At 69.4% G+C, this 11,079-nt stretch carries 13 protein-coding genes; 3 read left to right on the top strand and 10 right to left on the bottom strand.

The window, feature by feature from the left end; translation table 11 throughout:
• Positions 1–17: 17 nt before the first annotated feature.
• The 7 genes from AB0I12_RS01165 to AB0I12_RS01135 form a co-directional block, all read right to left on the bottom strand.
• Positions 18–869, bottom strand: a complete 852-nt coding sequence (locus AB0I12_RS01165; protein ID WP_359922780.1) for a hypothetical protein — start codon at positions 867–869, stop codon at positions 18–20.
• The gene (locus AB0I12_RS01160) at positions 862–1,245 is read right to left on the bottom strand and encodes an HPF/RaiA family ribosome-associated protein (protein ID WP_359922778.1); all 384 of its coding nucleotides are present in this window, start codon (positions 1,243–1,245) and stop codon (positions 862–864) included. The genes AB0I12_RS01165 and AB0I12_RS01160 overlap by 8 nt, the downstream gene beginning before the upstream one ends.
• A 135-nt stretch (positions 1,246–1,380) precedes the next feature.
• The gene (locus AB0I12_RS01155; RefSeq protein ID WP_359922775.1) at positions 1,381–2,781 is read right to left on the bottom strand and encodes an NAD(P)(+) transhydrogenase (Re/Si-specific) subunit beta; all 1,401 of its coding nucleotides are present in this window, start codon (positions 2,779–2,781) and stop codon (positions 1,381–1,383) included.
• Positions 2,778–3,056: an NAD(P) transhydrogenase subunit alpha gene (locus AB0I12_RS01150; protein ID WP_359922772.1), complete on the bottom strand. Its 279-nt coding sequence runs from the start codon at positions 3,054–3,056 to the stop codon at positions 2,778–2,780. The genes AB0I12_RS01155 and AB0I12_RS01150 overlap by 4 nt, the downstream gene beginning before the upstream one ends.
• Positions 3,053–4,135, bottom strand: coding sequence for an NAD(P) transhydrogenase subunit alpha (locus AB0I12_RS01145; RefSeq protein ID WP_359922769.1), 1,083 nt, complete (start codon positions 4,133–4,135; stop codon positions 3,053–3,055). The genes AB0I12_RS01150 and AB0I12_RS01145 overlap by 4 nt, the downstream gene beginning before the upstream one ends.
• 37 nt (positions 4,136–4,172) lie before the next feature.
• Complete coding sequence (locus tag AB0I12_RS01140) at positions 4,173–4,520, bottom strand: DUF779 domain-containing protein (protein WP_359922766.1); 348 nt, start codon at positions 4,518–4,520, stop codon at positions 4,173–4,175.
• Positions 4,521–4,524: 4 nt separating this feature from the next.
• The gene (locus AB0I12_RS01135; protein ID WP_359922763.1) at positions 4,525–6,045 is read right to left on the bottom strand and encodes an aldehyde dehydrogenase family protein; all 1,521 of its coding nucleotides are present in this window, start codon (positions 6,043–6,045) and stop codon (positions 4,525–4,527) included.
• Positions 6,046–6,281: 236 nt separating this feature from the next.
• Here AB0I12_RS01135 and AB0I12_RS01130 point away from each other — a divergent pair, with 236 nt between their 5' ends.
• Positions 6,282–6,701 carry a hypothetical protein gene (locus tag AB0I12_RS01130; RefSeq protein ID WP_359922761.1) on the top strand — a complete coding sequence of 140 codons (420 nt, stop codon included), beginning with the start codon at positions 6,282–6,284 and terminating at the stop codon, positions 6,699–6,701.
• 13 nt (positions 6,702–6,714) lie between these two features.
• On the opposite strand, the gene AB0I12_RS01125 is transcribed toward AB0I12_RS01130, so the two are convergent.
• Positions 6,715–8,553 carry a heparinase II/III family protein gene (locus tag AB0I12_RS01125; RefSeq protein WP_359922758.1) on the bottom strand — a complete coding sequence of 613 codons (1,839 nt, stop codon included), beginning with the start codon at positions 8,551–8,553 and terminating at the stop codon, positions 6,715–6,717.
• Positions 8,554–8,931: 378 nt separating this feature from the next.
• Here AB0I12_RS01125 and AB0I12_RS01120 point away from each other — a divergent pair, with 378 nt between their 5' ends.
• Together AB0I12_RS01120 and AB0I12_RS01115 are read left to right on the top strand one after the other, a co-directional pair.
• On the top strand, positions 8,932–9,129 hold the full coding sequence (locus AB0I12_RS01120) for a hypothetical protein (RefSeq protein WP_359922755.1): 198 nt from the start codon (positions 8,932–8,934) through the stop codon (positions 9,127–9,129).
• Positions 9,130–9,283: 154 nt separating this feature from the next.
• On the top strand, positions 9,284–9,421 hold the full coding sequence (locus AB0I12_RS01115; RefSeq protein WP_359922753.1) for a hypothetical protein: 138 nt from the start codon (positions 9,284–9,286) through the stop codon (positions 9,419–9,421).
• A 26-nt stretch (positions 9,422–9,447) separates the two neighbouring features.
• Here the strand turns inward: AB0I12_RS01115 and AB0I12_RS01110 are convergent, their stop codons facing one another.
• Both AB0I12_RS01110 and AB0I12_RS01105 read right to left on the bottom strand, forming a co-directional pair.
• Complete coding sequence (locus tag AB0I12_RS01110; protein ID WP_359922751.1) at positions 9,448–10,071, bottom strand: ATP-binding cassette domain-containing protein; 624 nt, start codon at positions 10,069–10,071, stop codon at positions 9,448–9,450.
• A 44-nt stretch (positions 10,072–10,115) separates the two neighbouring features.
• Positions 10,116–10,943, bottom strand: a complete 828-nt coding sequence (locus AB0I12_RS01105) for an aldo/keto reductase (protein WP_359922748.1) — start codon at positions 10,941–10,943, stop codon at positions 10,116–10,118.
• Positions 10,944–11,079 lie beyond the last annotated feature (136 nt).

Below are 11,079 nucleotides of genomic sequence, written 5' to 3'. Positions count from 1 at the left end.
TGTCATCGGGGGCGCCATCAGTCGACGGTGCGGATCGCCGTGACCGCGAAGGCCTCGACGCCCTGGTAGTGGCCGCCGGTCGACGCCACGACGACGACCGCGGGATCCGTCGCGCCCTGGAAGGTCACCTGCGCCGACCACGGCTGCGACTGGCCACCCGCGGCCACGCAGCACAACGTTCCGAGCCGGGCTTCGGTCGACGCCTGACGTACGTCGACGCGGATGGCCTCGTCGACGCCCGTGATCCGCCCGCCGACCGTCATAGGCGAGTGGGCTGCGGCGCCGTACCGCGGTTGCGTCAGCGTCAGGCTGCTGTCCCGGGTCCCGACGACCTCCCACGGGGCGTCGTCGCCCTGCCCGAACCGGGCGAGGTGGATGACAGCCGCGACCGACGGCGGGTTGTGCTCGGCGCGGTAGCCGACCGACACGTAGGCCTCGTCACCGCGCACGGACTTCGCGACCACCAGGTCGATCTCGTGGAAGCCCAGGAACCCCGTCGTGAACGACAGCGCGGTCTGCGCCGGGTCGAGGTGCCAGGGTTGCTTGCCGCCGCTGCGGTAGGCCTGCTGCCAGTCCGCCACCGCGTCCTCCGACGTGAACGGCCACAAAGGCTGGTAGCGGAAAGTCTGGTGCGCCGGTGTGCTCGTCGTCGGCGACGGTTTCGGCGTCCCGGTCTGCGTCGGCCCGGTCTGCGTGACCGTCGGGGCCGGCGCCTGCGACGTACCGGAGTCCTTGCCGGAATCGTTGAACAGGATGACCATCGTCACCGCGAGCGCGATGATCGCCAGGCACGCGACCGCGATCGCCCAGCGTGCACGGACGTCGCGGACCACCCGGTCCGGAGGGCGCCCAGGCCCGTTCTCACTCATGGTCCGGTTCCTCCGATTCTTCGTCGTCCTGGTCTCCGGCCGCCGCCTTCGCAAGCCCGGTGTGACGGCGGGACCGCGGCCGTTCGCTGAGGTCGGTGAGCCGGCGACGGAGGCGATCCACTGCCTCGTCGACAGCCTCCGTCAGTACGGCCGCCGTCGCGTGCGCGTGCACCCGTGCCCCGCCGACATCCGCCTCGGCCGCGACACTGGCCGGCGCCTCGTGCGCCGGGTTGGCCGCAACGGCCAATACCACGTGCACGAGGTCGACGCGGTCTGCCCGGCGGCTCACGAGGTGGCGGAACTTGTCGCGCGCGTACTCCGCACTCGACTCCGGAACGTCGCCGCGGACAGTGAGTTGGACATTCACCGAGCTCATGGCATCCCCCTGGGATTCGACATCGACCGCGGGTCGCTGGCTGATGCCCTCATGCATCCAGCGTCTGCCGTCCCGTACCCGCGGAGCAGGGCCGAACGTCCCGTGCGGAGCGAGGCCGACGGCTGCGCGGCCGGCTCAGCGCCCTACGGCGTAGGCCTGGAGCTCGGTGATCAAGGCCGTCAGGACGACCTTCGCGTCGCCGAACAACATCGCCGTGCGCGGATTCGTGTAGAGCTCGTTGTCGATCCCGGCGTACCCGTGGCCGAGCGAACGCTTCACCACGATCACGCTGCGGGCCTTGTCGACGTCCAGGATCGGCATCCCGGAGACCGCGTTGCCCGGCCGGCGCGCGGCCGGATTCGTCACGTCGTTCGCGCCGACGACCAGGACGACGTCGGTCGCCGCGAACTGCGGGTTGATCTCGTCGAGGTCCTTGAGCAGCGGGTACGGCGCGTTCGCCTCGGCCAGCAGGACGTTCATGTGCCCCGGCATCCGGCCGGCGACCGGATGAATGCCGTAGCTGACGTCGACGCCGCGCTCGGCCAGGGCCTGTGCGAGCTCCACCACTTCGTGCTGGGCCTGCGCCGCCGCGAGCCCGTAGCCGGGCACGATGACGACCTTGCGGGCGTACGCAAGTTGCAGCGCCGCGTCGTCCGCCGTCACCGCACGGACGCTGCCGATCGCGGTCGTCGCGGACACGGCCTGCTCGTCGCCGGTACCGAAACCGCCCGCGACGATGTTCAGCAGCGACCGGTTCATCGCGACCGCCATCAGCTTGGTCAGAATGCCACCGGCCGCGCCGACGAGCGCACCCGCGATGATCAGCGGCGTACTCCCGATCACGAACCCCGCCATCGCCACCGCCGTTCCGGTGCAGGCGTTCAGCAGCGAGATCACCACCGGCATGTCGGCGCCGCCGATCGGCAGCGTCGCCAGTACGCCGACGGCCAGCGCGGCGCCGGTCAGGATCCCGAGGGCTCCGAGGCCGCCACGCGCCGTGTAGAGCACCCCAGCGGTCAGTGCGGTCAGACCGAGCAGGAGGTTGACGAGCCGTCCGCCGGCGAACGTCAACGGCCGCCCGGGCACGACACCGGCGAGCTTGCCCGCGGCTATCAAGGAGCCCGAGAACGTGACCGCGCCGATCAGCACGTCCAGGAACGTGGCGAGCGTCGTACTGGTCGGCCGGCCCGTCGAGCCGGGCAGCGCGTCGCCGAACGCGATGAGTGCTGCCGCGCCGCCGCCGACCGCGTTGAAGAGGCTGACCAGCTGCGGCATCGCGGTCATCTTCACCCGCCGGGCCGCGACCAGTCCGGCCGTGGACCCCACCAGCACCCCGATCGCGAGGACGACGGCGGCGGTGCGCGTGATCGTCCCTTCGTCGATCAGTACGACGACGGTGAGCGCGATCGCCACGGCCATCCCGAACGCGGACAACTGGTTGCCGCGGCGCGCGGTCGCCGGCGAGTTCATCAGGTGCAGACCGAGCACGAAGCAGACCGCCGTACCCAGGTAGAGCAGATGCGTCGTGGTGTTCATCGGCGGAACATCTCCAGCATGCGGTCGGTGACGACGTACCCGCCGACCACGTTGGCGGCAGCGAACGCGGCGGCGACGAACAGCAGTACGTAGCCGATCGTCGTGTCGATGCTGGCGGCAACGATCATCACGCCGACCACGACCACGCCGTGGATGGCGTTGGCGCCGGACATCAGCGGCGTGTGCAGGGTCGCGGGGACCTTGGTGATGACCTCGAAGCCGACCAGCACACTGAGCACGAAGACCGTGATGTCGGCGAGCAGTACCGGTGTCATGAGACTGTCTCCTTCGGGTGCACGAGCAGGCCGGCCGTGATCTCGTCGTCCGGGTCGAGCACGACGGAACCGTCCTGGGTCAGGTACTCGAGCACGGACGCGAGGTTGCGCGCCCAGGCGTGCGATGCGGCGCGCGGCAACTGGGCCGGCAGGTTGCCGGCCCCGAGGACGACCACGCCGTTCTCGGTCTCGGTCCGGCCGTCCGCAGGCGATCCCGCGACGTTGCCGCCGAGCGGACCGGCTGCCAGGTCGACCACCACCGATCCGGGCGCCATCGCAGCGAGCGCGGCGGCCGGCACCAGTTCAGGCGGACGATGCCCCGGCACCTGAGCGGTCGTGATGACGACGTCGAAGTCCCGGATCGCGTCCACCAGTGCCCGCTGCTGGGCGGCTTGCTCGTCCGCGGTCAGGGTTCGCGCGTAGCCGCCTTCTCCTTCGGCGTCCACCCCCAGATCGAGGACGGCGGCGCCGGTCGACGCGATGTCGGCGCGCGCCGCGGCCCGGACGTCGTACCCCGTGACCAGCGCGCCGAGCCGGCGCGCCGTACCGATCGCCTGGAGGCCGGCGACTCCGCCGCCGAGCACGAGGACCTTGGCCGGACGGACCGTTCCGGCCGCGGTCATCATCATCGGGAAGAACCCGCCGAAGGTGTCCGCGGCGAGTACGGCGGCCTTGTACCCCGCCACGTTGGCCTGCGAGGTGAGCACGTCCATCGACTGGGCCCGGCTGAGCGTCCGCGGCAGTCCCTCGAAGCTGAGCGCAGTGACACCGGCCAGCTCCTCGGGCGCGTCGTACGGGCGGAGCAGGCCGATCACGATCTGGCCGGGACGCAGCCGCCGGCAGTCCGGACGCTGGACCACCACCAGGATGTCCGCCTGAGCGAACACGTCCGAGCGCTCCGCGATCCGCGCGCCGGCCACGACGTACGCCTCGTCGGGGAAGCCGGCGGCGGTCCCGGCGCCGGCCTCGAGGACGACCTCGAAACCGGCCCGGCCCAGCCGCCCCACCACGTCGGGGGTGACGGCCACCCGATTCTCGTGCCAGCCCGTCTCCCGCGGGCAGCCGATCAACAAGCTCATCTCGCACCTTTCAGAAGGGGAACGGCGGGCGCGGCTCTCATGACGGTTCATTCACAGAGCACTTGACGGACCGGGTGACGAAATGGGTGCCGGGCCCGGCCGCGAGCGAGAACCCCTCCGGCTCCCCGGGCGCGACGTCGAGCTGGAACGTGGACTCGCCCCAGGCCTGGTCCAGCGCGTAGTCGATGTAGAACGGGCAGCCCTCGATGTCGCCGAGAAGCACGTCGCCCGCACCGATGAGGAACTCGCCGGACGGGTAACACATCGGGGCGCTGCCGGCGCAACAGCCGCCGGACTGGACGAACATGACCGGCCCGCGGTCCGCGCACAGGCGAAGAATCGCCGTGTGCGCGGCCGCGGTGGCCGTGATGCGCGTGACGGACATCAGGTCAGAACAGCCCGAGCGGCTCGTCGCTGTAGCTGACGAGCAGGTTCTTGGTCTGGCTGTAGTGGTCGAGCATCATCCGGTGGTTCTCCCGGCCGATACCGGAGATCTTGTAGCCGCCGAACGCCGCGCCCGCCGGGTACTGGTGGTAGCAGTTCGTCCACACCCGGCCGGCCTTGATCGCCCGGCCCATCCGGTACGCACGGCTGCCGTCCCGCGTCCACACGCCGGCGCCCAGGCCGTAGAGCGTGTCGTTGGCGATCGCGAGCGCCTCGGCCTCGTCCTTGAACGTGGTCACCGCGAGCACCGGCCCGAAGATCTCCTCCTGGAAGACCCGCATCCGGTTGTCGCCGCGCAGCACGGTCGGCTGGAAGTAGTACCCGTTCTCGAACTCACCGGCGACCTTGGCGCGCTCACCGCCGATCAGCACCTCGGCGCCTTCGTCGCGGCCGATCTCGACGTACGACGCGATCTTGTCCAGCTGCGCCTGCGAGACCTGCGCCCCGAGTTGGGTCTCGGTGTCGAGCGGGTTGCCCTGCTTGATCAGCGCGATCCGGTCCAGGCAGCGGCTCATGAACGCGTCGTAGATGTCCTCCTGGATCAGTGCGCGCGACGGGCAGGTGCAGACCTCGCCCTTGTTGAACGCGTACAGCACCAGGCCCTCGACCGCCTTGTCGAGGAACTTGTCGTCGTGTGCCATCACGTCGCCGAAGAAGATGTTCGGGCTCTTGCCGCCGAGCTCGACCGTCGACGGGATCAGGTTCTGCGCGGCGTACTGCATGATCAGCCGCCCGGTCACCGTCTCGCCGGTGAATCCGATCTTCGCGATCCGCGGACTGGTGGCGAGCGCCCTGCCGATCTCGGCGCCCGGCCCGGTCACGATGTTGAGCACGCCCGGCGGAACGAGGTCGCCGATCACCTCGGCCAGCTTGAGGATCGACCACGGGGTCGGCGAGGCGGGCTTCATGACCGAACAGTTGCCCGCGGCCCACGCCGGCGCGAGTTTCCAGGCCGCCATCAGCAGCGGGAAGTTGAACGGGATGATCTGACCGACGACGCCGAGCGGCTCACGGAAGTGGTACGCGACCAGGTCCTTGCCGATCTCCGTCGTCCGGCCCTCCTCGGCCCGCGCCGCGGAGGCGAAGTACCGGAAGTGGTCGACCACCAGCGGAATGTCGGCGTTCAGCGTCTCGCGGACCGGCTTGCCGTTCTCCCAGCTCTCGGCGACGGCCAGCATCTCCTTGTTCGCGTCCACCGCGTCGGCGACCGCGTTCAGAACCTCTGCGCGCTCGGCCGCGGACTTCTCACCCCAGGCATCCTTCGCGGCGTGCGCGGCGTCCAGCGCCAGCTCGACGTCCTCCGGCGTCGAGTGCGCCACCTCGGTGATCGGCTCGGCCGTGGCCGGGCTCAGGTCGACGCGATGCTCACCCTTCGACGGCTCCACCCACCTGCCGCCGATGAAGTTCGCGTACCGTGCCGCGACCTCGACCGGACTTCCGGGCTTCCCGGGTGCGACGTACTGCATGATCTTTCTCCTTCGACTCGACGAGTCCGTGCCTTTCGAGCGAACCGCCGCCCCGGCATCACTCGTAGGGCCGAAAGACCCGTCCGGCGGGTGATCGCTGTGATGTGGACGACAGATCGAGCCTCGTACGGGGCCGGAGAAGCTGTCGGTCGTGACGTTCGGCGGCGGCCAGAGGTCTTTCGTCACTGGCCGGCGGCACACCGACGACCGACGCTCGTCGTAACGGGAGGCTGACCATGACCACGCCCGACACCCAGGTGCCCGCGGCAACTGCCTGGCGCGCGATCCAGTGGGGCTTCGTCGCCCTCTTCGGCTCCGGCGCCGCCGTCCACACCTTCCTGGCGCTCTCCACTCCGGACTCGTACGACGGCTTCGCCGACGCGGCGCTGTTCGACTGGACGCACGACGCCTGGCAGCAGATCTTCATGGCGCACCCCACGGCCTGGGCCCTGCTCCTCGCCGCCGCCGAACTCACCATCGCCGTCCTGCTGGTGAAGTCCCCCCGCATCGGCTACGTCGCCGTGATCATCTTCCACCTGGCGCTGATGCTCTTCGGCTGGGGCTTCTGGCTCTGGTCCGTCCCGGCCCTGGCCTTCGCCGTACCGGCCGCCATCCACGCGTTCCACGAGCAGCGCAGGCCAGCGCTCGGTGCCTGATCGGCTCACCGCGTCAGCCGGCTCGGTAGAGGGAGCCGCCGCCGCTGATCGCGACGGTTGCCATCTTGCCGCCCACGTTCAGCGTGACGATGAACGTCGTACCAGACCAGCGGGTGCTGTAGGTGACCGCTCCCGACGCGCGGACCGGGACGACGAACGACAGGATCGACGCCGTCTTGCCGGAGCGAGCCATCATGATCGTCGGTGCGGACCGCCGGACGTAGCTGCTCGGGTAGGTCCAGCCCTGGATCGGGCTGGTCTGCCCCTGCTTCACCAACGTCGCTCCGGCCGGCAGCGCCTGCTTGAACGGGACCTGGAACAGCACCGTCCTCGTGCTGTCACCTGCCGCGATCGCGGTAGCGGTCGTCCGCGAGTAGACGGTCGCGCGCTGATCCGAGGGCAGGTGCCACAGTGTCTGGAACGCCTGGGCGGTCCGCGCCGACGCACTGTCCCACGTGACCAACAGGTCCGGGTCCTTCAGCACGAGCACCCGCCGTACCCGGCTGATCCCACTGCCCGGTGCGTCGGTGAACACGTAGGACTCCGACGTGGTTTTCACCGAGTACGCCGCCAGCCTGGTGGTCGGGTTCGTGTACGTCGACATCGGTGTCGTCATCATGCTGTGCGCACTGGGGCCGAGCGTCCAGGTGCGCCAGACACCCGCGTTGTACGCCGCGTATCCGCCGTTGATGACGATGTCGCGACCACGGGCGGTGTAGGTGATGCCGGTGTGGTCGAAGTGCCCGTGGAACGCCCGCGCCGGGCCGTACCTGATGCTGTACGCCGACTCGCCCGTGAACCCGCGGGCGGGATCGGTGCCCCAACCAGTGCGACCGAAAACATACCCGGCCGAGTAGACGCCGACCCGCCACGGCGGCGCGGTGCCCTTCGTACCGAGTGAACCGGCGTACTCCATCGGTGTGCCGCTCCAGGGATAGGTCGCCTGCAGTTCGGTGTCGCCGATCTGCGGGAGTTTGCCGACCGAGTTCGTCGCCAGCGTCAACCACTTCGCCAACAGGGCTCGGCGCGTCACCATCGTCGTACCAGGATCGACTCCGCCGTTCTGCAGGACCGTGATCGCACGACCCCACAGCGAGTAGTTGAACGAGGCGTACCCGGTCGACTGTTCGTTCGTGGAACCCTGGGAGTCGATCGACGTCGTGATCCCCGCCGCGAGACGTTGCACCGCAAGGTTCTTGTAGTCGCTGCGTCCCAGAGTCACGCCGACACCGAAGAGCGCGATGCTCTCGTCGGTGCCGTGGTTCCACGCGCCGCTCCAGTAGTTGGTGAGGAACCGCGCGTGACTGAGCAGCGCGGCGTCCACCCACGCGTACCGGGCCGGGACCGTGGTGACCTTCAAGCCGGACAGGATCGCCTGGCGCAAGCAGATCAGCACGTTGGTGCGGTGCATGGTGGACTCCCACGCGCCGACGTTCGCCTTCCATGAGTACGGATTGTCGCGGTACCAGTCGTAGGCGATCGTGTTCACCCGGGTCAGCGCGGTCAAGTCGCCTTTACCCGCGGCGATGATTCCTTGGCCGAGCCAACGAAGCGAGTGGAACCACATGTACCAGCTGGCGTTCTTGTACGGGTTCAACGCCCAGTTGATGTTCCCGCCGCCGTTCCCGACCTTGTACGCCGCATACGGCGACCAGGTGAACTTGTCGGCGTACAGGTTCGCCAACGGGTTCTGCGTCTCGAGACCGCTGAACCCGGGGCACGCGTAGAACGGCGCCGCCAGGGACTGAACCGCCTTCTTTCCGACGTCGGTGGCCGGCGCCGCCGTCGCGGGTACGACGTTGCTCGCGCCCGGTACGAACTGTGCCTCGCCCGGATCGGCCGGTGCCGCCACGATCGCGATCCCAGATGTTTGTGCTGTTGTCGGTGCATTTGTGGTTCCGGCTGCGGTGCCTGCCCCCAACAGCGCCACGACGATCCCCAGGACCACGCTGTGAGCTCGTTCGAATCTCATGAGTCCTCCCCCTGCATCGCCACCGAACGGCGACGATGCAATCGAGGGTCGGACTGATCACGCGCAGTCCCCAGAGACCAAGGTCCTGATCGGACTAGGCCAGTCAGCCGCGCAGGTGCACGCGTTCGTGCGCGGGAGCCACCGCTGAAAATCCACGAGCTACCGGACAGGGCCGTCCGGACCTGGAGCACGGGAACTTCTTCCCTCGCAGGCGCCCGCGGCCCGGCGTGTGCTGGAAGTAGGAGAAGGGAGCAGGCCATGAGCGACTACGAGAAGCACCGCACGCAGGCCGACGCCCGGCGCACAGTCGCTCGCCGGCGGACCAGCTCGGTCGCGGCCGAGCAGGCGATCCTGAGGCACCTCGGTATCGAGCTCTACAGGGAACGGCGCGAGACGCCCCGGGACGACGCCGAGAAGCCCGCTGACGAGAAGCCGTCGGACGGCTCCGCGGACTGATGACCTTCGGCTCTGCCGTGCGACCGCGTGCCGGCGTGGACTGAAGGTAGGCGGAGGGAGTCGCGCGAGGCCCGAAGCAGCGGAGCCCCTCTCCGCGAACCGTGCCCGCACAGCCGCGGCGGGCTCCCTTCGCCGCTGACCGAAGGAGGGTCGGATGAGCACGCGCCGGTCGGGGCCGGACACCGAGAAGCTCCCGTGGTGGAGCCGGCCGTTGCAGATCACGATCCGCGTGATCGCCATCATCGTGGTCGCTGTCTTCGTCACACTCACGGTCCTGCAGCTGTTCCCCTGATCCCCGACGGGCAACTCACGACCGGCTCAGCCGGCGCGTGCACTGCGCCTTGTGCCGTCGCCGGCCCGACGAGTTGCTTCGCGAGGTCGCCCGAGTGGACGCGGCGACTTGATCGCGGTCGGCTGCTCGGTGTTCTGCGACTCGGCGACGCGCGCGGCGCTCACTGTGATCGGGACCGGCGCCAGGCTCGGGCTGTCCTCGTCGTGCCGTTGGAGCGGCACAATCCTGTCTGCGAAGGTCTCGGTGTACAGCTCCGTCTGCGCGGTGACCAGGACGGCCGCGCCGCGAGCAGCTGCCTCGCGCAGGAGGGCGGGCAGCACCTGACGCGCCTCGTCGTCCAGCTCGGTCATCGGGTCGTCCAGGACGATCAGGTCAGGCTCGTGCATCAGAGCCTGCACGATGCCGAGCCGTCGCAGCTGACCACGCGACAGTCGCGCCATCGGGCGATCCAGATCCAGCTCCAGGCGCGCGGCCAGCTCATGCGCGTACGCCGCACCGCAGTCGCGAACCGCGGCGCAGATGTCGAGGACGTCGCGTGAGGTCAACGACCCCATCGTCTCCAGATCCTTCACCAAGAACCCGATCCGGCCCTTCAGGTCGGCGGTGAACGGGTCCGCCCCCAGCACCCGCGCCGTCCCGTCGGCGGCCACACCTCTCCGGGCCGGAGGCCCTGAAAGCGGCCGCGCCCGACCTGTCAGGGCCGCTGACTTCCGGAGGCTGTCCGCGCGACGTCCGCCTTGTAGGCGGCTTCGAGTTCGTCGTCCCAGGGTTCGGACTCGGCGGCGACGGAGTCGAGGATCGTGGGAGGTCGAGTGGCACCAGAGACGACCGACAGTACCGGCGACGATGCGAGCAGGGCGCGCAGCAGGAGGCGTTGGAGCGAGACCCCGCGGGCTTCGGACAGGGCGGTGAGGTGTGGCGCGGCGGCAGAGTTCCGCAGTGGTGAATAGGCGAAGAACGGCACCTGATGCGACTCGCACCAGGCGAGCACGTCGGCGGACTCGCGGCCCAGCGCGCTGTGCTTGTTCTGCACCGCATCGATGCGAGTAACGGCCGCTGCCCTCTCGAGCTCGGCCACACTCACGTTGGACAAACCGATCCGCGCGACCTTGCCCGCCTCCCGAAGTGAAGCGAGTGCCGAGACGCCTTCCTCCACCGGTTGCCCGGCCAGGTCGACCCTGTGCAGGTAGAACAGGTCGAGCTGCTCACCTCCGAACACGCGCAGGCTCGCGTCGACATCGGACCGGATCCGGCCGGCGCTGATGTCGGCGTCCCACGTGGTCGGGCTCGTCCGGGTGTGGCCACCTTTGGTTCCGACCAGTACACCCGTACCGCGCGCGGCCTCGGCGGCCAGCTCCTCGCCGTACGACGGGGTGTCGACGCGGGTGTACGCACGGGCGGTGTCGAGGACCGAGGCTCCGGCGGCGATACCGGCGCGGAGGGCGGCAATGTCGGCACATCGATCGCGAGACTCGAACGACAGCCCCGCGACGCCGAGAGCGACGCGCCCGGTCAGCCTCACGAGCCGTCCCTGTTGTCGACGTGCATTCCCATTCACCCCTTACCGGTCTCCACGGACGTTGACACCGTACAGACCTACAACGCGCGCTGCGCGAGCGGTTTCGACGATCGCTGCGGTATCTTGCTGCTTGGTGTGC

It is taken from the genome of Kribbella sp. NPDC050459, assembly GCF_040655315.1.
Classification (GTDB): domain Bacteria; phylum Actinomycetota; class Actinomycetes; order Propionibacteriales; family Kribbellaceae; genus Kribbella.
The sequence above is the reverse complement of the archived record's forward strand: the minus strand, read 5'-3'. Positions and strand labels throughout refer to the sequence as shown.

Coding starts and splice junctions, on each gene's coding strand:
- AB0I12_RS01165 (WP_359922780.1), bottom strand. CDS start 869: ATGAGTGAGAACGGGCCTGGGCGCCCTCCGGACCGGGTGGTCCGCGAC.
- AB0I12_RS01160 (WP_359922778.1), bottom strand. CDS start 1,245: ATGAGCTCGGTGAATGTCCAACTCACTGTCCGCGGCGACGTTCCGGAG.
- AB0I12_RS01155 (WP_359922775.1), bottom strand. CDS start 2,781: ATGAACACCACGACGCATCTGCTCTACCTGGGTACGGCGGTCTGCTTC.
- AB0I12_RS01150 (WP_359922772.1), bottom strand. CDS start 3,056: ATGACACCGGTACTGCTCGCCGACATCACGGTCTTCGTGCTCAGTGTG.
- AB0I12_RS01145 (WP_359922769.1), bottom strand. CDS start 4,135: ATGAGCTTGTTGATCGGCTGCCCGCGGGAGACGGGCTGGCACGAGAAT.
- AB0I12_RS01140 (WP_359922766.1), bottom strand. CDS start 4,520: ATGTCCGTCACGCGCATCACGGCCACCGCGGCCGCGCACACGGCGATT.
- AB0I12_RS01135 (WP_359922763.1), bottom strand. CDS start 6,045: ATGCAGTACGTCGCACCCGGGAAGCCCGGAAGTCCGGTCGAGGTCGCG.
- AB0I12_RS01130 (WP_359922761.1), top strand. CDS start 6,282: ATGACCACGCCCGACACCCAGGTGCCCGCGGCAACTGCCTGGCGCGCG.
- AB0I12_RS01120 (WP_359922755.1), top strand. CDS start 8,932: ATGAGCGACTACGAGAAGCACCGCACGCAGGCCGACGCCCGGCGCACA.
- AB0I12_RS01115 (WP_359922753.1), top strand. CDS start 9,284: ATGAGCACGCGCCGGTCGGGGCCGGACACCGAGAAGCTCCCGTGGTGG.